The 22,833-nt window shown below is 54.9% G+C and carries 21 protein-coding genes and 1 tRNA gene; 10 read left to right on the forward strand and 12 right to left on the reverse strand.

Annotated features, from left to right (window positions below):
* Positions 1–23 precede the first annotated feature (23 nt).
* Both ahpD and DL88_RS04425 read right to left on the reverse strand, forming a co-directional pair.
* Entirely contained in the window at positions 24–566 is a 543-nt protein-coding gene (gene ahpD / locus DL88_RS04420; RefSeq protein ID WP_034992556.1) for an alkylhydroperoxidase, AhpD family, read from the reverse strand.
* Positions 567–680: 114 nt separating this feature from the next.
* Positions 681–1,235, reverse strand: a complete 555-nt coding sequence (locus tag DL88_RS04425) for a peroxiredoxin (protein WP_034992559.1) — start codon at positions 1,233–1,235, stop codon at positions 681–683.
* A gap of 942 nt (positions 1,236–2,177) precedes the next feature.
* Here DL88_RS04425 and DL88_RS04430 point away from each other — a divergent pair.
* Together DL88_RS04430 and DL88_RS04435 are read left to right on the forward strand one after the other, a co-directional pair.
* Positions 2,178–3,695, forward strand: a complete 1,518-nt coding sequence (locus tag DL88_RS04430) for a glucoamylase family protein (RefSeq protein ID WP_210165264.1) — start codon at positions 2,178–2,180, stop codon at positions 3,693–3,695.
* A gap of 139 nt (positions 3,696–3,834) precedes the next feature.
* On the forward strand, positions 3,835–5,718 hold the full coding sequence (locus DL88_RS04435; RefSeq protein WP_034992563.1) for an ABC-F family ATP-binding cassette domain-containing protein: 1,884 nt from the start codon (positions 3,835–3,837) through the stop codon (positions 5,716–5,718).
* 45 nt (positions 5,719–5,763) lie between these two features.
* On the opposite strand, the gene DL88_RS04440 is transcribed toward DL88_RS04435, so the two are convergent.
* Positions 5,764–7,119 carry an Nramp family divalent metal transporter gene (locus DL88_RS04440; RefSeq protein ID WP_034992963.1) on the reverse strand — a complete coding sequence of 452 codons (1,356 nt, stop codon included), beginning with the start codon at positions 7,117–7,119 and terminating at the stop codon, positions 5,764–5,766.
* Between the two features lie 490 nt (positions 7,120–7,609).
* Between DL88_RS04440 and mntR the strand changes: the two genes are divergently transcribed.
* On the forward strand, positions 7,610–8,059 hold the full coding sequence (gene mntR / locus DL88_RS04445) for a manganese-binding transcriptional regulator MntR (protein ID WP_034992566.1): 450 nt from the start codon (positions 7,610–7,612) through the stop codon (positions 8,057–8,059).
* Positions 8,060–8,322: 263 nt separating this feature from the next.
* Here the strand turns inward: mntR and DL88_RS19760 are convergent, their stop codons facing one another.
* The 7 genes from DL88_RS19760 to DL88_RS04475 all read right to left on the reverse strand — a co-directional run bounded on the left by DL88_RS19760 (position 8,323) and on the right by DL88_RS04475 (position 12,257).
* Positions 8,323–8,670 (reverse strand): superinfection immunity protein, encoded by a 348-nt coding sequence (locus DL88_RS19760; protein WP_084704932.1) that lies wholly within the window; start codon positions 8,668–8,670, stop codon positions 8,323–8,325.
* Between the two features lie 21 nt (positions 8,671–8,691).
* The gene (locus DL88_RS20640; protein WP_210165265.1) at positions 8,692–9,162 is read right to left on the reverse strand and encodes a hypothetical protein; all 471 of its coding nucleotides are present in this window, start codon (positions 9,160–9,162) and stop codon (positions 8,692–8,694) included.
* Between the two features lie 43 nt (positions 9,163–9,205).
* On the reverse strand, positions 9,206–9,439 hold the full coding sequence (locus tag DL88_RS20645) for a CCDC90 family protein (protein ID WP_034992569.1): 234 nt from the start codon (positions 9,437–9,439) through the stop codon (positions 9,206–9,208).
* Between the two features lie 618 nt (positions 9,440–10,057).
* Positions 10,058–10,531, reverse strand: coding sequence for a Cys-tRNA(Pro) deacylase (gene ybaK / locus DL88_RS04460; protein WP_034992573.1), 474 nt, complete (start codon positions 10,529–10,531; stop codon positions 10,058–10,060).
* A 36-nt stretch (positions 10,532–10,567) separates the two neighbouring features.
* Positions 10,568–11,293, reverse strand: coding sequence for a class I SAM-dependent methyltransferase (locus DL88_RS04465; protein ID WP_034992969.1), 726 nt, complete (start codon positions 11,291–11,293; stop codon positions 10,568–10,570).
* 160 nt (positions 11,294–11,453) lie between these two features.
* Positions 11,454–11,945, reverse strand: coding sequence for a DUF6362 family protein (locus DL88_RS04470; protein ID WP_051955584.1), 492 nt, complete (start codon positions 11,943–11,945; stop codon positions 11,454–11,456).
* A 3-nt stretch (positions 11,946–11,948) separates the two neighbouring features.
* Positions 11,949–12,257 (reverse strand): hypothetical protein, encoded by a 309-nt coding sequence (locus DL88_RS04475; RefSeq protein ID WP_034992577.1) that lies wholly within the window; start codon positions 12,255–12,257, stop codon positions 11,949–11,951.
* A 279-nt stretch (positions 12,258–12,536) separates the two neighbouring features.
* Here DL88_RS04475 and DL88_RS19205 point away from each other — a divergent pair, with 279 nt between their 5' ends.
* Positions 12,537–13,064: a helix-turn-helix domain-containing protein gene (locus DL88_RS19205; protein ID WP_051955585.1), complete on the forward strand. Its 528-nt coding sequence runs from the start codon at positions 12,537–12,539 to the stop codon at positions 13,062–13,064.
* Between the two features lie 1,393 nt (positions 13,065–14,457).
* Entirely contained in the window at positions 14,458–14,781 is a 324-nt protein-coding gene (locus tag DL88_RS04485; RefSeq protein WP_034992579.1) for a transposase, read from the forward strand.
* A 66-nt stretch (positions 14,782–14,847) separates the two neighbouring features.
* On the opposite strand, the gene DL88_RS04490 is transcribed toward DL88_RS04485, so the two are convergent.
* Both DL88_RS04490 and DL88_RS04510 read right to left on the reverse strand, forming a co-directional pair.
* The gene (locus tag DL88_RS04490) at positions 14,848–15,795 is read right to left on the reverse strand and encodes a DUF535 family protein (protein WP_084704936.1); all 948 of its coding nucleotides are present in this window, start codon (positions 15,793–15,795) and stop codon (positions 14,848–14,850) included.
* Positions 15,796–17,406: 1,611 nt separating this feature from the next.
* Positions 17,407–17,483: transfer RNA gene (locus tag DL88_RS04510), tRNA-Pro, on the reverse strand.
* 51 nt (positions 17,484–17,534) lie between these two features.
* Here DL88_RS04510 and DL88_RS04515 point away from each other — a divergent pair.
* The 5 genes from DL88_RS04515 (at position 17,535) to DL88_RS04535 (ending at position 22,807) form a co-directional block, all read left to right on the forward strand.
* On the forward strand, positions 17,535–17,723 hold the full coding sequence (locus tag DL88_RS04515) for a hypothetical protein (protein ID WP_034992590.1): 189 nt from the start codon (positions 17,535–17,537) through the stop codon (positions 17,721–17,723).
* A gap of 154 nt (positions 17,724–17,877) precedes the next feature.
* Positions 17,878–19,638, forward strand: a complete 1,761-nt coding sequence (locus DL88_RS04520; protein ID WP_034992592.1) for an acetolactate synthase 3 large subunit — start codon at positions 17,878–17,880, stop codon at positions 19,636–19,638.
* 2 nt (positions 19,639–19,640) lie between these two features.
* A complete protein-coding gene (ilvN, locus tag DL88_RS04525; protein ID WP_034992978.1) occupies positions 19,641–20,192 on the forward strand; it encodes an acetolactate synthase small subunit in 552 nt (183 codons plus the stop codon).
* A 346-nt stretch (positions 20,193–20,538) separates the two neighbouring features.
* The gene (gene ilvC, locus DL88_RS04530; RefSeq protein ID WP_034992595.1) at positions 20,539–21,558 is read left to right on the forward strand and encodes a ketol-acid reductoisomerase; all 1,020 of its coding nucleotides are present in this window, start codon (positions 20,539–20,541) and stop codon (positions 21,556–21,558) included.
* Positions 21,559–21,820: 262 nt separating this feature from the next.
* Entirely contained in the window at positions 21,821–22,807 is a 987-nt protein-coding gene (locus tag DL88_RS04535; protein WP_034992598.1) for a transporter, read from the forward strand.
* The last annotated feature ends 26 nt before the right edge of the window (positions 22,808–22,833 follow it).

Raw genomic sequence — 22,833 nt, forward strand, 5'->3', positions numbered from 1 at the left:
GAAAATCAGGGAATAATCCGGGATCAGCTCGCCGCGACTGCTGGGAGGGTGGAAGCTTCGAGAGCGACGGCAGCCGAGACGATGATCGCGCCGAAACGCACGGCGGTCTGGATGGTGTCCTGTGTCACGCCATCTTTCATCAGCACTTTTTCATGCGAATCAATGCACATGCCGCAGCCGTTGATGGCTGAAACGGCGAGCGCCCAGAGTTCGAAATCCGCCTTCGGCACGCCCGGATTACCGATGACATTCATCCGCAATTTCGCCGGCAGCGTCCCGTAGGATTTGTTGGAGGCGAGGTGAACGAAGCGATAATAAATATTGTTCATCGCCATGATCGTGGCGGCCGCCAGTGCCGCGTCTCGTGCCGCAGGCGTCAGATGCGGCGTGCATTCCGCGTCGAAAGCCTTCAGAATCTCAGCATTGCGGCTGGCAACGGCGCAGGCGAGCATGAGGCCATATTTGGTTTGTTCGCCCAGCGTATCGTCATTGGCCATATTGGAGAGATTGAGCCGGACGTCCTTGGCGAAATCCGGGATTTTGTCTTTCAGGCTGTCGATCGACATGGGACCTCACACATTGCGGGACAACATCACTGAAATGATGTCGTGGCGACATCATTTCAGTGATCTCGCACAGGGTTTGTGAGCAGACGGGAAGACCCCGTCTGCTCGCGATAATTACGCGACCTTGAGGGTGTCGCCGCCAACTTCGCGGTTGCAGGGGCACAGTTCGTCCGTCTGCAGGGCGTCGAGGACGCGCAGCGTGTCCTTGGGGGCGCGGCCGACGTTGAGGTTGTTGGCGTAGATGTGCTGAATGACATTGTCGGGATCGACAATGAACGTATAGCGATAGGCGACACCCGCCGGGGAGCGCACGCCGAGGCCGTCGGTCAGCGAGCCGTTGGTGTCAGCGAACGACCAGATCGGCAGCTTGGCGAGATCCTTGTGATCACGGCGCCAGGCCAGCTTGACAAATTCATTATCGGTCGAGCCGCCGAGCACGACCGCGTTGCGATCCTCGAATTCCTTGTGGAGACGGGCGAATTCGGCGATCTCGGTCGGGCAGACGAAGGTGAAGTCCTTCGGATAGAAGAAGATGATCTTCCACTTGCCGGCAAAGCTTTCCTCGGTCAGGGGCTCGAAGGCGCTTTCGCCATTTTCCTCGTGCTTCTCGAAGCCGGGCTTGACGCCGACGACGCTGAACGGGGGAACTTTCTCACCAATGGTGGCCATGGTTTGTTTCCTCATGAGACAGCGACAATCGCTGCTTGGTTGCACAGGCGGGGACCATAGAGAAGGACGAAGGATTGGTCTAATCGATGGTTCAAATGGTTACCATCGGTAAAACCTAAAATTCCAGATTGTCCTCGATCCATGATGAAGCGAGCTTATTGCAGGCCGATGATGAAGATTTTGCATCGGCGGCAGGACGTGGGCGATCAATGTGATCGCAAAACTCATATCGTGGCGCAAAGAGCCAAACAAGCCCGTGTTCACCGCTTTCCCGCCCCATAACAGGTCACGCTTCGCAGTCAAAGAGGGCTTGCAGGAACCCCACTCCTTATTTTCGTGCGTCCAAAATCCGTGGAGGCCGCATCCTGATCGAGCGCTCATCGGAATGTGATTTCATCGGCCTATGCGCTGAAGGGGTCCTTGCTTTAATGAAACAGGGGTCTCGATCGGCCCTTGGAAAGGCTTCGGGTTAATCGGCAGGGGGCGCAGGCATCCGCTCTCCATCCGTCGGCTGACCGTAAAGGAGACGAGGAAATCAGGCTTGCACAAGGATGGCATCCCATGATCGTGCGGACCTCTTGGGCAGGATGTTCCAATACCAAGTCAGCCTGTTCCGGCGGTTGGGATCTGTGAGGCTGCGTTAAGTCCTTGTCTCGCGGTCGCGGAGCTAAATCTTGGAATCCAATTCTCAGGGCGTCTCTCTCATCGAGAGTTGGAATAAAATCAAATTTCCGAGCACAAAACAAATCCTGAAAAGTACATCTGGCGGAGCTATGCCGAAATGCTCAGCTTTCTCTCACTGAGAAAATATCCATTTCAGTTTTGACAACATTATTCACAAAAACACCACGAGATATTCCCCATTGTTTCCCAATCAATGCCTCAGTGTCTCCGTATAATATTCTCGGATCAGCAGAATAACATAATTTCGATGGATCTCCCATGATTGCCAATCTGAAAAGCGTGTCCCACGCGCGCATGATGTTGGCCAGCATTTTGCCGGGTGCTTTGCGTCAATCGCTCAAAATGTTCGGCGTTATATCTGTGTTGGCCGGTGCGCTTGTCGCACAATCCTATTCGGTTTTTGCCGCATCGGATCCCATCGATAAGATGCCGCAGAAGCGACCTTTCGTTGAGGATCTCGAGCGCCGGACGTTTGACTGGTTCTGGGATGCAGCCAATCCCACCAACGGGCTCATTCCCGACCATTATCCGTCGAATGATACTTTCGCGAGCATTGCCGCGGTTGGTTTCGGCTTGACTGCTTATGGCATTGGCGTCGAGCGTCATTACATTACGCGCGATCAGGCCATCGAGCGGACGCTCGTCACGCTCAGGTTTCTGGAGCAGGCGCCGCAGAATGACGCCGAGGAAGGCGCGACGGGCGTTCACGGATTTTATTATCATTTCCTCGATCGTGATACCGGCAAGCGTTTTGATCACGGCTCGGAAGCCTCAAGTGTCGATACGGCTCTCCTGATGGGAGGCGTTCTGTTTGCGCAATCCTATTTCGGTCGTGATACGCCGGATGAACGTGAGATCCGGGCGCTTGCCGATAAGCTCTACCGCCGCATCGATTGGGCATGGATGCAGGCGCCGCAGAAAGCGCCTCTGCTCAGCATGGGCTGGACGCCGTCCGGACAATACATTTCCTATAATTGGGAGGGCTATAATGAAGGGATGCTGATCTACCTTCTGGCGATCGCGTCTCCCACGCATCCCTTGCCCGCCGCGACTTGGCAGCAGCTGAATGCCACTTACGATCATCAGTGGGGGCAATTCCAGGATCAGACGCTGCTGAATTTCGCGCCCTTGTTTGGCCATCAATACAGCCACGCCTGGGTGGATTTTCGTGGCATCTATGATCCGTGGAATCGCGATCGCGGCTTCGATTATTTTGAGAACAGCCGGCGCGCCACTTATGCGCAGCGCGCCTATGCCAAAGCCAATCCTGGCGGCTGGCGTGATTATGGCGAAAACATCTGGGGATTGACCGCCTGCAACGGGCCAGGCACGGTCACCAAAACTGTCGAAGGCCGTGTGCGGACATTCGAAGGCTATAAAGCCCGCGGCGCCGGGCAGGATTATGTCTTCGATGACGGCACGATCGCGCCGACGGCAGCGGGTGGTTCGATCGCCTTCGCGCCCGAAATCGCTCTGCCGGCGCTTGAGGAAATGAAGAACCGCTACGGAGCGCGCATCTATAACCGTTATGGTTTCGTCGATGCCTTCAATCCCAGTTTTCCGGTCGACGAGAACGCGCCCATCAAAGCCTCCTATGACAGTGCTTCGACCTATTGGGCGGATACCGAGCAATTCGGCATCGACCAGGGGCCTATCCTGTTGATGATCGAAAACTGGCGCTCGAATTTCGTCTGGGAAACGATGAAAAAGAACGGCTATATCCGCGTCGGCCTCCAGCGTGCGGGCTTTTCCGGCGGTTGGCTTGAGGATCGTTAATGCGCAGGCCAGCAATGAGCTGAGCGATTATCGCCGTTGCGGGGCGTGAGTGGATTGCATGCCCCTCTCATGTGGCGACCGTCCCCGTATGGCGAGGATCCTGCTTGCAATGCGCCGTCAATGAAGCCACAACGCGCCCATGCTTCACATCAACGACCTGACGGTGCGGATCGGTCCGCGTGTTCTTTTCGACAAGGCGACGGCGGCTTTGCCCGACCGCGCGCGGATCGGTTTTGTCGGCCGGAACGGCGCCGGCAAGACCACTCTGTTCCGGATGATCTCCGGTGAGGCCGTGCCTGAATCGGGCACGATCACGATCCCGAAGAACATGCGTCTTGGCCGGGTTGAGCAGGAGGCGCCGGGCGGGCCTGGAACATTGATCGATTTCGTGCTCGCCGCGGACAAGGAACGCGCCGCGCTGATGGCGGAAGCCGAGACGGCGAGTGATCCGCATCGTATTGCCGAAATTCAGACCCGCCTCGTCGACATCGACGCGCATGCGGCGCCGGCCCGTGCGGCGGCGATTTTGGAAGGTCTCGGTTTCGATGAGGCCGCACAGCATCGCGCCCTTTCGGAATTTTCCGGCGGCTGGCGCATGCGCGTGGCGCTCGCAGCTGTTTTGTTCTCGCAGCCGGATTTCCTGCTGCTCGATGAGCCGACCAATTATCTCGATCTCGAAGGTACGCTCTGGCTCATTGATTATCTGCAGCGCTATCCCGGCACCATCTTCGTCATCAGCCATGACCGCGATATGCTGGATGAAGTGGCCGATCATATCCTGCATCTCGATCAGGCCAAGCTTACCCTGTGGCGCGGCAATTACACCAGTTTCGAGCGCCAACGCCGGGAGCAGCAGGCGATCCAGCTCAAGCATCAGAAGAAGCAGCAGGAGCAGCGCAGACATTTGCAGGCTTTCGTCGACCGTTTCCGCGCCAAGGCGACGAAAGCGGCACAGGCCCAGTCGCGCCTGAAAATGCTTGCGAAGATGGAGCCGATCACCGCTATCGTCGACGGCCATGTGCTGCCGTTTCATCTCCCGTCGCCGCAGAAACCGCTGTCCCCGCCGATCATCGCCATGGATGACGTCAGTGTCGGCTATGACGGCGTGCCGGTTCTGAAACGATTGAATCTCTCGATCGCCGAAGATGACCGGATCGGCTTGCTTGGCTCCAACGGCAACGGCAAATCCACTTTCGCCAAGCTCGTCGGCGGCAGGCTCGCTCCCTTGGAGGGAAGCCTGAAGAAATCCTCTAAGCTCGATGTCGGATTTTTCGCCCAGCATCAGGTCGATGATCTCGACGAGAAGGCGACGCCCTATCAATGCATCGCCGCTCTGATGCCGGATGGCACGGAGGCGAAGATCAGGGCCAGATGCGCCCAGATCGGTTTTCCCAACGTCAAGGCGGACACCAAAATCGCGCTGCTCTCGGGCGGGGAAAAGGCGCGCCTCCTCATGGGGCTCGCGAGCTTCTATGGTCCACATCTGCTGATCCTCGACGAGCCGACGAACCATCTCGACATCGATAGCCGCGCGGCCTTGATCGAGGCGATCAATGATTATGAAGGCGCGATCATCCTCGTCTCGCACGACAGGCACCTTCTCGAAGCCTGCGCTGATCGGCTTTGGCTCGTCGCTGGCGGAAGCGTCAAGCCGTTCGAAGGCGATATGGAGGATTACAAGAAATACGTGCTGGAGCAGGCGGGCGGGTCGCCGGCCCGGCAGTCCCGAAAGGATAAGGACGCGAACGGCTCGGCAAAGGCCGAGCGGCGTGATGGTGCCACGGCTCGCAAGGAAGCCGCACCGTTAAAGAAGCAGATTGCTTCCCTGGAAGAGAAGATGAAGAAATTCCAGGATCTTCTGGAGAAGATCGACGGTGTTCTGGCGGATGCGACTTTGTTTCAGACTAATCCGGCCAAAGCGGGTCAGCTTGCAGGCCAGCGCGCGGAACTGGAGCGCGCCCTGACCGCGGCCGAGGAAGAATGGCTGGAACTGTCGAGTGCCTATGAGGCGGCTTCCGGTTGAGGCCGGGTTTCGTGGAAGCTCCGGCCGGGATAGAGCCGGAGAGGATCAGGGAAGCAAGGTATCATAGAGCAGTTTCAGATTGAGTCCGACGATGATCGCCGCCACGCCCCAGGAAACCCAGGCCATCGGCGTGGAAATGACGAAACCGCCCATCTTGCGCTTGTCGGAGACGAATTGAACCAGCGGAATGACCGCGAAGGGAAGCTGCATCGACAGGATGACCTGGCTCAGGATCAGAAGCCTCGCAGTCCCGGTTTCACCATAGAGCAGGGTGACGATAATCACCGGAATGATGGCAAGCGCGCGGGTGATCAGGCGGCGCAGCCAGGGTGGCAGGCGAAGGTGCAGAAAGCCTTCCATCACGATCTGGCCGGCAAGCGTGGCGGTGACCGTCGAATTGAGGCCCGAGGCTAAAAGCGCGGTTGCAAATAAGGTTGAGGCTATGCCGAGCCCGAGAATTGGGGAGAGCAGCTCATAGGCCTGGCCGATTTCGGCGACATCTTCATGGCCGCTGCCGTGAAAGGCCGTGGCGGCGACGATTAGAATAGCCGCATTGACAAAGAGTGCCAGCATCAATGCGATGGTACTGTCCAGAGTGGCCCATCGGATCGCGTCGCGGCGGCCGTGCTCGGTGCGGGGATAGGCGCGCGTCTGGACCAGCGAGGAATGCAGATAGAGATTATGCGGCATCACCGTCGCTCCGATAATGCCCATCGCGACATAGAGCATTTCCGGCCGCAGCACGATTTGCCGGGACGGCATGAAACCACGCAGCACCTCCGCCATGGGCGGAGCGGCGGCAGCGATTTGTATGCCGAAACAGGCCGCGATAATGATCAAAAGGGCGATTACGAAAGCTTCAAGCGACCGGAAGCCCTTATTCATAAGCAGTAGGATCAGGAAAGTATCGAGCGCGCATAATAATGCGCCGCCGACGAGCGGGATGCCGAACAGAAGCTGCAGCGCGATCGCTGTGCCGATGACTTCAGCGAGGTCGCAGGCGATGATCGCCGCCTCGCAGATGAGCCAGAGCGCGAAATTGACTGGACGGGAATAATGGTCATGGCAGGCTTGGGCGAGATCGCGCCCAGAGGCGATACCGAATCTTGCTGCATGCGCTTGCAGGATGATCGCCATGAAATTCGATAAAAGAATAACGCTCAGCAGCGAAAAGCCGAATTGCGACCCGCCGGCGAGATCGGTCGCCCAATTGCCGGGATCCATGTAACCGACCGAAACCATATAGCCCGGGCCGAGAAAGGCGACGAGCCGGCGGAACCAGCGGGCGTCCTGCGGAACGTGGATGGAGGCATGGGCCTCCGGCAGGCTCGGTCGCTGGGTACCGGGCTCCGCCAATTTCCATGCCGGCTGGGAGGCTTCGATGACAGGTGTTTGCGACATTCGGAAGACCCGCGGGTTTGACGGCGGCGAGCCGCGACTCTGGAAATCTGGATCGTCCATGTAGAATATGCAATAGGCTATATTTCATTGTCTATGCAAAGTTGTGACCATTCGGCGCGAAAAATATTTCGTATTGCTGGGGATCAGTTTCCAAAACAGCACTGTCATTGGATCTTCCGAAGCGCTTGCGGCGCGATTATGCTGTGTTGCGTTTCGCGCCACCGGTACTCTTAAAATGCCTGCTTTCGGAATGAGTCCTTTTAGAAAGGGACGTCCGCTGATTTGAAAGCGGCGGACGGAATTGCAGCGGATTTTGGAGCCATTGTTTTCCGAAAGATTCGTGTTTCGATTCAAAATTTCGACAATGCTCTGATTTTCTGAGTGGAGCGTTTCTGGACACATCGGAAACGCCCCAGGTTTTCTTGACGGAGCTTTGCGGCACCACCCGCGAAGGCTCCTGCGCAAGCAGGGAGAGGTTTTAGTGTCAGTCATGCGCCGGGCCAGGGAAGAGCGGGACGCGCTGCCGGATGCCGAAAGCCATTCAGAAGGGTTTCGCCTGACGCGTGAGGCCCGCCGTGGCGCGCTCGTCGAAGATTATGTCGAATTAATCGCCGATCTGATCGAGGACGGTCAGGAGGCGCGCCAGGTCGATATTGCCGCGCGGCTCGGAGTATCACAGCCGACGGTCGCAAAAATGCTGACGCGACTGGCGGGCGAGGGCTATGTGGAGCGGCGACCCTATCGTGGTGTTTTTCTCACGGAACTGGGCCGCGAGATGGCGCTGGAAAGCCGCAAAAGGCACAAGACTGTAGAGGCTTTTCTGATCTGGCTCGGCGTGAGCCCCGATACGGCGCGGATTGATGCCGAGGGCATGGAGCATCATGTCAGCGGCGAAACGCTAGAGGCCTTTCGCAAGATGATGAACCGAATCGAGATCTAGAAATCACCCTCAGCAAACGCGCTATCCCACCTTATTTTTCTCGTTATACGGAGATGCACGGATCACGGCTTGTGATGATCCGTGGTGCCGGCGGAAAGCCGCCACCGGCAGTCGCAGGCACCCAGTAATATCACGATTTTCGTCATAGATTGCCTCCGGATCGGCGGTTCCAGTTCATGGTCAACGACCAATCAAACGATCGCACGGATCCAGAACACAACGACCAATGTCCATGGCTTTGGAGATACAGATTTTGAGGACGGCTATTCTGCGAGAGTTTCGATAATACCTCTGATAAAAGCAATCATCATAGGGATACCAATGAACGCCACGATTAGGAAGATGAGAAATCCCATGTTTGTTTTACGTGAGGTATCATCAACTCTTTTAATAGAGCCGTCGATATAGACGATTCTATTCCTCTGTGAATTTGTGAAAGACCAAATAATACAAACAACCCATCCTGGTACAGTCCATCCTAGAAGAGTATTTGCAATGATTATCGCCAATTTGTTAAAATGATTCTGGATAAGCGCTATAATTGCTGGAGTGAAATATAATAACGCAGCAATAATAAGAAATCCAGCGCTAGTATTTTCGTCTCTGTTCATCGTTACCCCTCCGGGGAATAATTATTCTATTCCACCAAGAACACTTGAAGGGCATAGTGCTTTATACTGGCCCAGGAATGTTGAGTATCCAGATGCGGACGACGCATCCAATTCATGCCCATTTAATATAAGTCTGTACTTTGGGCTAAATTCGTCTGGGTGTTTATACCGCCCTGCGAATATAACCGTTTCTCCAGAGAGGGTGAGAAATTTTCCAGTTTTGCAGTTTGCGTATATCTCATCGTTTAAATGAACTTCGTTAAGAACGTTATCGATGCATGTATCAGATTTGTCATTTGCATATTCAGTGCAAAACTTTCTAGCATTTTGTCTTGTATGTTTTACCGTTATTCGAGCGCTGTCCGTATCTAACCTAGAGACAGATGTCACGGTTACTTCCATTCCAACACGCGAGCCGTAATATATGTAGCCAGACGCGGATACATTTTCTGATATAAAAATAAATATAAGAATGATGAGAGGAATGCGCATAACAAATCACCGTTTACCGACGAAATGTCGGCTCAGAATTAGTTCATGGGATGAGTTTGATCAGAGCAGCAAGAACGCCTACGGTGATCACAAGCATGCCGCCGATCTTTATCGTCAGTCTTTGTTCAAGCAATATGAGGTCATCTTTCGTCGCGACTCGATCCTGAAAGGCTTCAGCCAGGGCATTGGAAATCCCTTCAGCCTGCTCGGTCGTGAAACTGGCACTTTCTCGCAAGGCGCGAGCGAGTTTAAGGGTATCGAACGGAACGGCGCTCATTTCAAATATCCCTTGGCACGGAGCCAGTTGGAAAAACGGTTTTATACCAAGCCTCAATGAGAATGCCTCATTGAGGCTTGGCCGCAGCTTTCCACCGAATCTCCTTGATCCCAACAGGTTGGGATCAAGGAGACATGGAATTGCAAATGTTTAATCGATATTCTGGACGCATTACCAAATTCGACTTGGCCGAGAATAGCTGAAAATTTAAGTTTCGTCAGGGATGGCGAGAACTGCGTGTGCGGGCGGTGCGGTGCGAGGGAGCCAGTCCGTTGTTTTCAACTCCGGCCGACAGGCCTCTTGCTTCCCTGCCAGGCGCTCATCCCACATGGAGTGCCAAGCAAGAGACGAAATAGCATGATCTCGAAAGAACTGCCGCAGTAGTGGTGTTCAAAAGGGCGATGAGAGTGGTCCAGAACCCTGTGTCATCAATCCATATCGGGACTATTGGCATCGGATGAAAGTGCTTATGCTTGTTTAGACAGGCAAACGGAGTTTTGAGCACTTTCTTGGACAGCATAGAGCTTGACGCGATCATAAGTGCGAAATTGTTTGCAAGAGCGGATGCCGTATAGCTTTGGTGCATTCGCCGGCTCCAATAGCTGGCTCTCCCCACGTTCAAGCAATCAATGGGGCCGATTTCGCGCCGAGCGCGGTGAGGGCATCATTAGGCGCGAGCCGTATCTGCAGGCCGCGTTGTCCTCCGTTGACATAGACATAATCTTCGGCGAGCGCATTCTCTTCGATCGCAGTTGGTACCTTGCGCCTTTGGCCGAACGGGCTGATACCGCCGACCTTGTAGCCGGTCGCGCGTTCGGCATCGGCCGGCTTCATCATTTGCGCCGATTTGCCGCCGAAGGCCGCCGCGAGTTTCTTCATGCTGACTTCGCGGTCTGATGGCACGACGACACAGACCGGTTTGCCGTCGACTTCGGCCATGAGGGTCTTCAGCACACGGCTTGGTGGCTCGCCGATCGCTTCGGCGGCCTGGAGGCCGATGCGTTCCGCCGAAGGGTCATAATCATAGGCGTGAAGGCTGAAGGTGACGCCCGCCTTTTGCAAGGCAAGGGTCGCTGGCGTGGTCTTCGACATATGGATTCTCAGGCTTGGGCTCTAAGTTTTGGGCTCTCAGGCTCGAGCGAGGAGTGCACGCCAGTGCCGGCGCGCCACATTGCTGGTCGCGATGATATCTTCGACCATCAAGGGAACGAGACCGGCTTGCCGCGCCACTTCAAGAAATGAGGGGGGTAAAGGCCAGGGCGGACCGCTGATGACTTCATCTTCCGCTCGTGCGCGCGCGATGATGAACAATTTGCCGCCCGGGGCGAGGAGAGAGGCCAATTGCGCCAGAGCCTTGGGAACCATCGAGACGTCAAGCGCCTGCAATGTGTAGCATTCATGAATGAGATCGAATGCCTGGTGCCAGACGTCGGGCAGCTCGAACAGATTGCCGGTCTGGTAATCCACGGTGCTGTCCGGGAAGCGCCGTTTTGCCCAAGCGATCGCTTCGGGAACCAGATCGAAAGCGGTGACTTTGGCGCCGGCGGCCGCGAAACATTCGGCGTTGTCGCCGAGACCGCAGCCAACATCGAGTGTGCGCAGGCCTTCCATGCCTCGCAACTGGCCGTTGACCCAGTTCTGTGTTAGGGGATGCGGGCTGAGATTGGCCCAGGGCACCTGTGCTGGATCGCCAGCCGCCGTTGCATAGACGGCCTCGAACCAGGCGCGCCGGAGCGGATCGGGCGTGAGGTCCACCGGCGCATTGATGGCGGGATCGAGGGAATCAAGCCGCTTGCGCGCCTCGGCGCGCCGGGCTTCGAATTCGGGGGAGAGGGGGTCTTCATCCGTATGCATGATATTGAACGTCATAAAGAAAGACGTGCAGTACCTCCAGGCTTTTTCACCCCAGGCTGGATCATCAATGATCACACTTTTCGCGAGGAGCCTGTTGAGGCAGGTGAGGAGTTTCCTCGGACTTTCAGCCGATTTTCAAGGCTAATTCCGTGCGTTCGGGTCAGCTCCGTGTGTGAAAGACCGGAATGGCTTTGATGTTCAGATGGGTGGCGAGAAAGGCGAGGCCGTTCATCCGCTTGCGATAAAAGGTCGCCAATGCCCAACCGTGGCGCTGGCATAATATTTTGACAGAATGACGCCGTGCCGCTGTCAAGGCCCAATGGCTGACCATCTGAGCCGTGACCTGATCTTCCTGTCCGAGGATTCTCAGCCAGTCGAGGGCGGCTTCCATATGCGTCAATTCGCGTGGTGAAGGCGGAGCGCATCTGACGCGGGAGCCATCGGGTTCAGGCACCGTTTGTTCATCGGTGACCACCGTCGGCCAGGCATTGCCATGACCGCGCGGCCCATGACTGTCCGGACAGCGGTCGAGAATTGTATAGGCCGCAATCAGGCATTCACCGACCTGTTCCGGGTTCCAGGCGGAGGAGCTATGACCGCCAACGGTGTGGGGATCGATTGCCGGGATTGTCGTGCGTTTGTTTCCGGCCATGTCTCACCCTCGGTCGTCAATGACATTTTCCAGAAGGGCACGGTCGGAATTCAGGATGCCCAGGACTTCAATGATCAGATCGTCCTTCTCTTTTCCGCGCTCGAGAGCTGCCTCGTGGAAGTTGCGTAGGGTCGCCATATTGGGGACCTTCGAGAAATGCAGCTTGAGCCGCCGGGCGCAGGAGCGAATGGCACCTTCCGTGGTATCCATTTCCTGGGCAATGCGGGCACAGGACCAGCCGGCACCCATCAGCATGCCAAGGCGGGCGATCTTTCCCTCGTTCCATTCTTTCGGTCTTCCACGCGACGCCATGGTATCTCCTCATAAATGGTCGGTACGATCGATGGTGCATTGGAAGCCATCGGGAGTGGCCGCGGCTTCATGGCCTGCCTGAACGGAAGGGCACAGCGCAGCGTGAATCGGACGGCCCTGTCGGACGTTTGCTCGTGCCCGTTGAGGAATGTGCAATGAAATGCAGGGAGCAGCATGCCTCATAGAGAAAGTTAATACCCAATATGGGCATTAATGTCAATGGATAAGTGCCCAATTTGGTGTCTATCCAACCTCTCCCAAAATGGGCACAGATGGAGAATGGTGAATAATCTTAAAAAGATCCGGAATCGCTTGGGTTTGACCCAGATGCAGGCGGCCGAGGCAATGGGCACGACGAAGAACCAGTTGATTAAACTGGAGCGCGGAGAGCGTCGCTTGTCCGATGTCTGGATTGACCGGGCGGCCAAAGCCTATGGTGTCGATCCGGGTGATCTTGTGACGGAACGGTTGGACCCGTTCGCTGGCCCTTCGATGCGTGACGGAACGGGAGAGGGTCTGCGGAGCAGCCCTGCGGGTGAAGCCTTTGAAGCGATAACGGGTGGAGCTTCCGCCGAGTCTGTCGGTGTTCTCAATGGATCGCTTGGTCGGGATGAGACGATCGCGATGCTTCAGGGGATTCTTTCGGCTTTCCTGCAGGGGGAGAGCAAAGTGAATGCTGCTGCCGAGACGATTCTAACAGTTGCAGAAAACCAGCCATTGGACAGTCGCGATATTGACAGGATAAACAATATTCGCACTTCAGCGCTGATCGCAGTGCGTTTATTTTTGCCTTCAGAACAGAAATGACTCCTTCTACGTTGTAACAAATGTAGTCTTCGAAAGAATCATTGACTTGAGCGCTGTTAGACATCATGAATCTCATTATGAATTATACATGGGATTTGCTTTAGTATTATTTATAAGTGACTGTTCTGCAGGCTGATCTGGCGTCTTGTCGGAATTGGCTGGTCGCTAAAGACTTTATATTAACTCCGGAGAGCTTCACGAAAGCTCATAGAGCTGAGAGGCGATTGCCTCTCTCTCCGATCTTGAGGTTTCAATCATATCGATCTGGTGGCTCGTTCACGGCTATTGCAATTTTCTCCTTATAGTCGCCGATCTCTGCGTGAATCGGCGGGATATGCTCGCGAACAAAAGTCGATGAGCCGCTCGCTGCCCGCCAGGTTTGGACGGTGCATCGTCTTTCGGTATCGAAATTTCCAGCGTCTTTGCTTTGAGCTCCGTGGATTGACGATGCTTGGTCCCATTTTTGAGCAGGACGGCATTTTCTAATGATAAAATTCCAAATCGTAGAATGAGCACAAGGTTATTTTGTGTCCAGAAATATATTTAATTTACTGATAAATTTTATAGCCGTATTAGTTAATTATACAGCGTGTGGGTGTCTCTCGCAGTCTGATGCGATCGAAAACTGTCAGCCTGTGCTGGATAGAAATGTCGGCTCGTGACCGGCTTCACGCCGTTGAAGGGCGACGACAATCCTCTCATCGCATGGGGAGAGAAAGTGCGCCCTGCTTGGATCGCGCATGAGCGTATCGGTCGGTCAATCCCAATTCACGAGTGAAGCGTCGGATTTTCGCAAACACGTCAAATCGTCCCGAAAGGGCATCTGCTTCCGGTGCGGTGTATCGTTTCTTAAACGGGAGATTGGCGATCGCGCGATTTGTTTCGTCGGTTTTAGCCGGAGAAAGCGGGGGAGGGGGCTCTGGAGGTTCCTGCCGAGCCAATTCGCACCCACTGAGCTTTCCGCGGTTAATCTCGGCAATCAGAGAAAACTGATAAGCGATTGGAAAAATCGTCGGAGTGAGAGAATTCGAACCGAAAGGTAACGCCAATCACCAAAATTTTTCAATGCTTTATGTGTTGCTCCTGACCTTGTTGGGTGAGACCGGAGTTTGAATGTCAAGCCCTCGCACGGCTATGCCAGAGCAATCGGGTGAAGAATGAGGTGGCAAAAGGCTAAAGAGCTGATCTGCGGCGCTCCTTTGGTTTGAGTGGAGAGGATCGTGATGGAGGCAGTGGGATTGAATGCAGAGTGTTTCAGCGATTTGGTTATTTTTTAAGTATTTCAATGAACTTTAGGATCCGTGCCAACGTAAGCGGGATCCTGTACCCATGAGGGTATTCTAAATGATGTGTCAGCAGGTTTTTGTGAGTTTATCTAATGCAGGAAACTCTCATGATGACCATTACGACGATTCCTTCAGAGATTCTTGATCAGCTTCTGGCGCGCTATACGGGTCCCGAGAACCGCATGGGCGGCTCTCGGACACTGCGCGGCAAGGGCTCTATCAAGGGCGGCAGAGCACACTTCAGACAGGCCTTCTACATTCCGGCGTTCGCCGCCATGCGCTTTAATCCAAATCTCAAGAATAAATACAATGCTATGACCAAGACCGGAAAACCTGCAAAAGTCGCCATCACCGCCTTTATGCGCAAACTCGTCCTCGTCGCCAACATTCTCTTGCGCGATAACCGGAAATGGGTGCCAAAAAATCTTTGATTAAAACGGATGCTCTAGAATGTCATTTTGCCAAACCAGACACGTGAACGATGCATCAGATTGGCTCTATTGTGCCGCAAAGAGATGATTGACCAACGTCACGACGTCTGCACGCTGGCGATTATAAGCGATACGCTCCGATTTCGAAGCTAAGTCCAAAGGCATTCTAAATCCGAAACCACCCGATATGCCTTGGCGCTCGATCCAAAACCCATCATAATCGGCACGTAATCGTTTTCGTTGATAGTGCGCATCCGCATTGATAATATGTGTTTGATTGGATACCCCATGTAGGCTTGTCACGCCACAAGCAGCGGAGAACGCCGATACGGCGATGAATACGGCCATCTTTGGCCGTAACCCTGACAGATCCCGCGTCGCTGAAACAATGCGTCCTTTCCTGTCCGCGCCGATGCAAGTGGGTGGCCCTTGCAAGCCGCCAATCAAGGTAACATGCTCAAGAGTCCCGTCATTCGTAGGTACGAGCAGGAAAGTAAGCCGAGCCAGGACGAAACCATCCTCTGCGTCGGAGAGCATGAGAGAATATTCACCTTCCTTGCCGCAATGCCGTGCTGGATCAAGCGTAAGCCGGTAAATCTTGTTGCTTTTGCCATGAAGATAGCCGAGTTCGACAACGGCATCCGTCCATAGTGATGAAAGCAACGACTTTGGTATCATCCGCGCGGCAAGAAGATAATGGCTGCGCAGCATTGCGACATGTTCCGAGACACTCAGACCATGGACAGCATACGTGCCTAGCGGCTTCAGCACGAGCTCTGGCGGCGCTGGCGGGAGCCCTTCCGTTCTGGCGAAAACCTCAAGGAAGTCGAGCCATTCGCGCGTCAAATGTGGATTTCGCATTGCTTGGGCCAAGCATATCGTCGTGCTCAGTAAAGAGCCGGCTCTCAAAGTATATTTGCGTCCTCGGCCTAACCTATGATATAAAAGTTCAAGAAGAACCTGGCCGGGTAATAGCAGCGAGGCCTTGTTTTCCGACATCGGAACGATGGTCATTATTCTTTATCTCGTTAACATTCGACGATGTAGCAGCTCAAGACCTCCTCATGGGCCGGTCTTGAATCCTAGCAGAGTTTAAGAATTCACCCAGTTCTATGCGGAAAGTCTTGGATGCCCAATACTAGCTGTTTCTACTTGTTTTCTTGTTCTTACCGGATTTTAATGACTTGCAGTCCAACGCGGATGGATACCGGAAATTCAGATTCTAAATTATAATTTACTTTTTAGAAAAATCTGATGCATTTTAACTTATGTTTTTATACTGGGAATCTATTAGTCACTTCGTCGTGAGGTCCTACACCATCTTTGGTGCCTCCGCAATCGCCATGGGCAGTGAAAGAATTCACCCGATTTCCCTTTGAGGCATCCGGGCTGGTGCTGACGGACGGCCAATCCCCGCCAAGGAACTCGCTGGACTGGATTGCTCGGTTCTTTATCCAGCCCTGAACGTCTTGCAAGAGATGGCATGGCAGGTCAATCCGTTCATCCTCGACGTTGCCTTGCAGCTTCACGCCATGGGCCGGAGTGTCGGTGCTCTTGTGACTGAAGCCAGTCGTCCTGACTTGCCCGAAAGACTACTCGACGCTGACACCAATGAGAGTGATCACGAGGCTTGGTGTCGTGCCAAGGCAACCATCGACAGGCATCGGGGGGATCGAGCGTTCTTCGGATTGTGTTTCACTTTAAGAGCCGCTTGGAGAATGGCCTTTCACTCACCCAGCCAGTAAGACTTCTCCCGGCGAATGATCCGCTTCTCTTCGGTCAGGGAGACCCCATGAGCGGGATTGTCCTTTCCGTGGAAAGAGGGGAGCTTGGTCCGACCCTCCCGACTCAGTGCCCACTTGAAGACACTGGAGATTGCCACAAGGTCATTCCGGTTGGCCGACCTTGCCGAGACCTCTTCGTGCTCGACCCTGTGCATTGCCCAAGCGTGGGTCTTATCAGGGTCGAGGGATGACGTGGGGAGAGAGGGGAAGAATCGATCGAGCGAGACGAAGGTTGCCCGATATCGTTTCAATGTGCCCTTCGCACGTTTCCCAATGTGGAACGCGGATCACTCTTCGAAGAGACCCATAATGAACAGAGACTTGGGTGAGGAGGAACTGTTGCTCTGTGATATGGGAAGGCCAGCTTGCTGGCGAAGGGAGGGGAGGGCTTCTCCCCAGTCTCGGCCTCTCCAGGTTCTTCCTCGCTTGCTCCGACCCAAGCCCGATAGACCTTTCCGACGAAGGCAATGGTCTGCTTATGGGAAAGTTCAATAGGACCGGTCTCATTGACGGACCAAAAGTCCCTCAGCGCCGAAACGGCCTCAGCGTGTCTTCGCTTTGCCTCAGCGGGGTCTTTCGTTCGAAGCGAGACTTGAACGCATTGCCCGATCTTGACCTTCGAAATCTTCCCGTCACCCACAGGAAGAACCACGAAGCGATCCTTCAGGCGGTCGAGAAGATGACTTCGTGTGTCCTCTGCCGGAGGTGGAAAACGCTGGTCTTAGGGTCTTTCCAAGGGCGAGGAGCCATGACGAGCATGTGTGAGTGTCCTGTGTAAGACCAAAGGACACCTCAACGCTTTGAATTGGCATATCTATATGATATGAATAGACGTGCTTTATGGTCGGAGTGAGAGGATTCGAACCTCCGACCCCCTCGTCCCGAACGAGGTGCGCTACCAGGCTGCGCTACACTCCGACTCTGGAACCGCGTCATAGGGACGTCGTGTTCCGTTGGTGCTTTATAGCCATGCCGGAAGGGCTCGGCAAGGAGGAATTCGCCAAGTTTTTTCAGAAGACCACAGCCATGCGTCAAAAATGGAGAAGCGTGTCGGCGCCGGAAAAACCGGTTGACGCCCTCGCGCCTTTGGGCTACGCGATCCAGATGCAAATGAATCGCTCGACGATCGACCTTATCGTAATGACCGCGCCAGTCTAGGACGGAGCAAGGCTCCGCTTCCGGCCCTGGCGCATTTTCAAAGGCCCTCTGGGGCCTTTTTTATTGGTCCGGATCGTTTGTTCAGGGGCCTTTCCTTCAAAAATCGTATTTCTGGAAGATTGATCGGGTGGCAAATACCGCTGCGGAGAATAAGATGTCCGAGACAATGACCGGCGCACAAATGGTTGTCGAAGCTCTGAAGGATCAGGGCGTAGACACGATTTTCGGTTATCCGGGCGGTGCCGTCCTGCCGATCTATGACGCTTTGTTCCAGCAAAATGCGATCAGGCATGTGCTTGTCCGCCATGAACAAGGCGCCGTTCACGCTGCGGAAGGCTATGCGCGTTCCACCGGCAGGGCTGGCGTGGTTCTCGTCACCTCGGGGCCCGGAGCGACCAATGCTGTGACCGGCCTGACCGATGCGATGCTCGATTCCATTCCGCTCGTCTGCATTACCGGGCAGGTTCCGACCCATCTCATCGGCTCGGACGCTTTCCAGGAATGCGATACCGTTGGCATCACCCGGCATTGCACCAAGCATAATTATCTCGTCCGTCAGGTCGAGGATCTGCCGCGTATTCTGCATGAGGCCTTTTACGTCGCGCAGCATGGCCGGCCGGGGCCGGTGGTGATCGATATTCCGAAGGATGTCCAATTTGCCCTCGGCGCTTATGCCGGTCCGGCAAATATCGAGCACAAGACCTATAAGCCGGCTTTCAAGGGCGATCTCGCGCGGATCGATGAAGCCTTGAGCTGGATCGCCGCGGCGAAGCGGCCGATTTTTTATACGGGCGGCGGCGTCATCAATTCCGGTCCCGAAGCCGCGGCGCTTTTGCGCGAACTCGTCAATATGACTGGCGCGCCGATCACATCGACGCTGATGGGGCTTGGCGCCTATCCCGCGTCATCGCCGCAATGGCTTGGCATGCTCGGCATGCATGGAACCTACGAAGCCAATAATGCCATGCATGATTGCGATCTGATGATCGCGATCGGCGCCCGCTTCGACGATCGCATCACCGGCCGGATCGACGCCTTTTCTCCGGGATCGCGCAAAATTCATATCGATATCGACCCGTCCTCGATCAACAAGATCGTCAAGGTCGATCTCGGCATTGTCGGCGATTGCACGCAAGTGCTGCGGGATATGGTCGCGCGCTGGAAGGAACGCAAACTTTCCTGCGATCCGGCGGCGCTGGAAAAATGGTGGCGCGAGATCGACCACTGGCGCGCGCGTAAATCGCTCGCTTATCGCCCGTCCAATGAAGTAATCAAACCGCAACATGCGATCCAGCGTCTCTACGAGCTTACGCGCGCAAGGGATACCTATATCTCGACAGAGGTCGGCCAGCATCAGATGTGGGCGGCGCAGCATTATCATTTCGAAGAGCCGAACCGTTGGATGACCTCGGGTGGCCTCGGGACGATGGGCTATGGTTTGCCTGCTGCGATCGGTGCGCAGATGGCACATCCTGATTCCCTCGTCATCGACATTGCCGGGGAAGCCTCGATACTCATGAACATTCAGGAATTATCGACCGCTGTGCAGTTTCGTCTGCCGGTCAAGATATTCATCCTGAACAACCAATATATGGGCATGGTGCGCCAGTGGCAGGAATTGCTGCATGGCGGCCGTTATTCGCAGAGTTATTCGGAAGCCTTGCCGGATTTCGTGAAACTGGCGGAGGCTTACGGATGCCATGGCATCCGTTGCGCCGATCCCGCGTCGCTCGATGCCGCGATTCTCGAAATGATCGATACGCCGAAACCCGTGCTGCTCGATTGCATCGTCGACAGGGAAGAAAATTGCCTGCCGATGATTCCTTCGGGCAAGGCGCATAATGAAATGATTTTGCCTGACAACGAAACTGACCTCGCGACGGCTGTCGACGCCGCCGGCAAGATCCTGGTGTGATGATGAACGCTCCCGCCGCTCCCCTCTCGCCTTATTCTTCAGCGCCGGTTGCGTCGAAGATCGAGGTTCATACACTTTCCGTTCTCGTCGATAACGAGCCGGGCGTGCTCGCGCGCGTCGTGGGTCTTTTCTCCGGCCGTGGCTACAATATCGAGAGCCTCACGGTAGCAGAAGTGGCGCATGCGGAACATTTGTCCCGCATTACCATCGTGACTTCCGGAACGCCGGAGATGATCGAACAGATCGTGCATCAGCTCGAACGTCTCATTCCGATTCACCGCGTTACTGACCTCACCCTGCGCGGGGGGTCGATCGAGCGTGAACTCGCGATGATCAAGGTCGCAGGCCGCGGCGAGGATCGCGTCGAAGCCATGCGGCTTGCCGAGGCTTTTCGCGCGCGCGTGGTGGATGCCACCATTGAAAGCTTCGTTTTTGAGCTGACTGGTAATGCAGGCAAGATCGATCAATTTGTTGATTTGATGCGCCCGATCGGACTCGTCGAGGTTTCGCGAACCGGGATCGCCGCTATGACGCGTGGGCCGGATGCGATCTGAACACGTGAGCGCGGTTTGCGGCTGAGCTGTCTCATCTGGAGCGTTTCGGATAGGTCCGAAACGCTCCTTGAGAAAAGCAAGAGCGTTTCAGCTTTCCGCAAACGTGAAGCGGTTCCATCGAACCGGAAATTGCTCAAAGGCCGGTTAGACTGCTACATCCCTCAAATCCGCATTTGTCTCTGAGTTCATGAGCATTTCGGATGTCTCCGAAATGCTCCATCCTTCCAACAAACGTATCCGCCTTCACCGGACTGCCGCATTGCATGACAATGTGAAAGTGGACGGGAAAATATTTGTCTCAAACCATAGTGTGGCGTAACCGCCCTAGAACAGGAAAGCTCATTCCATGCGCGTCTATTACGATCGGGATGCCGATATCAATCTCGTCAAGGGCAAGAAAGTGGCGATCATTGGCTATGGCAGTCAAGGTCATGCGCATGCATTGAATCTTCGTGATTCAGGCGTCAAGGATATTGCCATTGCCTTGCGCGAAGGATCCGCGACAGCCAAGAAGGCCGAGGCGGAGGGGCTTGCCGTCAAGACCGTCGCCGAGGCGGCGCAATGGGCCGATGTCGTCATGGTTTTGACGCCTGACGAATTGCAGGCCGATATCTATCACCAGCTGCTGGAGAAAAACCTCAAGCAGGGCGCGGCTTTGCTTTTCGCCCATGGCCTCAGCGTACATTTCAATCTGATTACGCCGCGCCCCGATCTCGACGTGCTCATGGTCGCGCCTAAGGGGCCTGGTCATACGGTTCGTTCGGAATACAAGCGCGGCGGCGGTGTGCCGTGTCTCATCGCGGTGGCGCAGGACGCCTCCGGCAATGCGCATGATATCGCGCTTTCCTATGCTTCGGCGATTGGCGGCGGCCGCGCCGGCATTATCGAGACGACGTTCAAGGAAGAATGCGAGACGGATCTCTTTGGTGAACAGGCTGTCCTGTGCGGAGGCCTCGTTGAACTGATCCGTGCTGGGTTCGAGACCTTGGTCGAGGCGGGTTATGCGCCGGAAATGGCCTATTTCGAATGTCTGCATGAGGTCAAACTGATTGTCGATCTCATTTATGAGGGCGGCATCGCCAATATGAACTATTCGATCTCGAATACGGCTGAATATGGCGAATATGTTACCGGCCCGCGTATCATTACGCCGGAAACGAAAGCCGAAATGAAGCGTGTGCTCGACGACATTCAAACCGGCAAATTCACCCGCGACTGGATGCTGGAAAACAAGGTGCATCAGACCTCTTTCAAGGCCACGCGCGCAAGGGTCGCCGCCCATCCGATCGAGAAGGTCGGTGCAGACCTGCGGGCCATGATGCCCTGGATCGGCGCCAGCAAACTTGTCGACAAGACCAAGAACTAAAACACCTTTGCGTTTCCGATTGTTTTCTTCAGGAAAGCGAGCCTTTCGCCCTTCCTGAAGAGACTATCGGTTCACGTGCAAGCGAATAGTTCTTTATTACGCGTTCGATAGGTCTTGATGTATTTTATGCATCAAGACCTATTTTGTTTTCTGGCCGAGGCGACCGACCGCCAAAAGTTTAAAAAAGAATTTATCTCGTACAGCCGTAACGCAAGCTCTGTACTGACAGAATATTCGCTTTTCACCGGCCTGAGGTTCCAGAATGCTCGATATCGCCGATTCGATGGGACTTATCTGCGGCTATAAATTGGCGAGCACGGGCGAAACCCAGGTCCTCGAATGGAAGGATATGGATTCGGCCTTGGCTGAGGAAGGCTCTGCCGTCTGGCTGCATTTCAATTTGATTGACGTGCGCGCCCGCAAGTGGATCCAGCAGTGCAGCCATCTTCCAGAAGAAGCGAGGGAGTTTCTGCTCGTCGCCGATAACCACATGAGAATTATTTCCGTGGAATCGGGATATGTCGCTGTTCTCGGTGATCTCTGCCATGAATTCGTGGACAATGCGGAGCGGCTTGATGTCATGCGACTCTACGTCGATCATCATTGCCTGATCACCGCGAGGCGTCAGCCGCTCGCCTCGGTCGACAAGCTGAGAAAGGCGCTCGGAAAAGGTCTCAAGGTACAGCGGCCTATCCGGCTCGTGGTCCATTTCCTCCATTATGTCACAGATACGCTCAGCGATCTGATCATGCAGCTTCATCACGATGTCGAGGATATCGAGGAGCAGATTCTCGCGGGCAAAACCGATGGCGTTGGGGGCGAACTGGGGCGTATCCGCCGCACCGCTGCACAATTGCGGCGCCGATTGGTGCCGCAACAAAATGCGCTTCTCGGATTTTCGACCCGTCTGCCGAACTGGATCGTGGAAGATGATGCTTACGATCTGCGTGGCGCAGTGGACCGTTTGGGTGCACTGTCCCATGATCTCGAACTCGTTCAGGAGCAGGCGCGGCTGCTGCATGAACAAGCGTCTGCCCGGATGATCGAGGCTACGAACCGTAACCTCTATATTCTGTCCATTGTCACGACGATCTTCATGCCTATGACGCTGATCAGCGGCATCTTCGGCATGAATCTCGGTGGCATGCCGGGCGTCAACCATGACGTCGGTTTTTGGTATGGAATCGCAATTATGATCGCGACGGGTGCCTTGACTCTCATCATCTTGCGCCGGTGGAAAATGCTCTAATTTTTCCAAGTGGAGCAGTTCGGATA

Source organism: Beijerinckia mobilis, from assembly GCF_000745425.1.
In the GTDB taxonomy this organism is placed as follows: Bacteria; Pseudomonadota; Alphaproteobacteria; order Rhizobiales; family Beijerinckiaceae; genus Beijerinckia; species Beijerinckia mobilis.

What these genes read in the sequence shown, in the direction of transcription:
- DL88_RS04430 (WP_210165264.1), top strand. Translation starts at nt 2,178, where the DNA reads ATGATTGCCAATCTGAAAAGCGTGTCCCACGCGCGCATGATGTTGGCC.
- ilvC (WP_034992595.1), top strand. Translation starts at nt 20,539, where the DNA reads ATGCGCGTCTATTACGATCGGGATGCCGATATCAATCTCGTCAAGGGC.
- DL88_RS04465 (WP_034992969.1), bottom strand. Translation starts at nt 11,293, where the DNA reads ATGCATACGGATGAAGACCCCCTCTCCCCCGAATTCGAAGCCCGGCGC.
- ahpD (WP_034992556.1), bottom strand. Translation starts at nt 566, where the DNA reads ATGTCGATCGACAGCCTGAAAGACAAAATCCCGGATTTCGCCAAGGAC.
- DL88_RS04470 (WP_051955584.1), bottom strand. Translation starts at nt 11,945, where the DNA reads ATGGCCGGAAACAAACGCACGACAATCCCGGCAATCGATCCCCACACC.
- DL88_RS04515 (WP_034992590.1), top strand. Translation starts at nt 17,535, where the DNA reads ATGCCGGAAGGGCTCGGCAAGGAGGAATTCGCCAAGTTTTTTCAGAAG.
- DL88_RS19760 (WP_084704932.1), bottom strand. Translation starts at nt 8,670, where the DNA reads ATGAACAGAGACGAAAATACTAGCGCTGGATTTCTTATTATTGCTGCG.
- DL88_RS04535 (WP_034992598.1), top strand. Translation starts at nt 21,821, where the DNA reads ATGCTCGATATCGCCGATTCGATGGGACTTATCTGCGGCTATAAATTG.
- DL88_RS20640 (WP_210165265.1), bottom strand. Translation starts at nt 9,162, where the DNA reads ATGCGCATTCCTCTCATCATTCTTATATTTATTTTTATATCAGAAAAT.
- DL88_RS04475 (WP_034992577.1), bottom strand. Translation starts at nt 12,257, where the DNA reads ATGGCGTCGCGTGGAAGACCGAAAGAATGGAACGAGGGAAAGATCGCC.
- DL88_RS04440 (WP_034992963.1), bottom strand. Translation starts at nt 7,119, where the DNA reads ATGTCGCAAACACCTGTCATCGAAGCCTCCCAGCCGGCATGGAAATTG.
- DL88_RS20645 (WP_034992569.1), bottom strand. Translation starts at nt 9,439, where the DNA reads ATGAGCGCCGTTCCGTTCGATACCCTTAAACTCGCTCGCGCCTTGCGA.
- DL88_RS04520 (WP_034992592.1), top strand. Translation starts at nt 17,878, where the DNA reads ATGTCCGAGACAATGACCGGCGCACAAATGGTTGTCGAAGCTCTGAAG.
- DL88_RS19205 (WP_051955585.1), top strand. Translation starts at nt 12,537, where the DNA reads ATGGTGAATAATCTTAAAAAGATCCGGAATCGCTTGGGTTTGACCCAG.
- ilvN (WP_034992978.1), top strand. Translation starts at nt 19,641, where the DNA reads ATGAACGCTCCCGCCGCTCCCCTCTCGCCTTATTCTTCAGCGCCGGTT.
- ybaK (WP_034992573.1), bottom strand. Translation starts at nt 10,531, where the DNA reads ATGTCGAAGACCACGCCAGCGACCCTTGCCTTGCAAAAGGCGGGCGTC.
- DL88_RS04425 (WP_034992559.1), bottom strand. Translation starts at nt 1,235, where the DNA reads ATGGCCACCATTGGTGAGAAAGTTCCCCCGTTCAGCGTCGTCGGCGTC.
- mntR (WP_034992566.1), top strand. Translation starts at nt 7,610, where the DNA reads ATGCGCCGGGCCAGGGAAGAGCGGGACGCGCTGCCGGATGCCGAAAGC.
- DL88_RS04485 (WP_034992579.1), top strand. Translation starts at nt 14,458, where the DNA reads ATGATGACCATTACGACGATTCCTTCAGAGATTCTTGATCAGCTTCTG.
- DL88_RS04435 (WP_034992563.1), top strand. Translation starts at nt 3,835, where the DNA reads ATGCTTCACATCAACGACCTGACGGTGCGGATCGGTCCGCGTGTTCTT.
- DL88_RS04490 (WP_084704936.1), bottom strand. Translation starts at nt 15,795, where the DNA reads ATGACCATCGTTCCGATGTCGGAAAACAAGGCCTCGCTGCTATTACCC.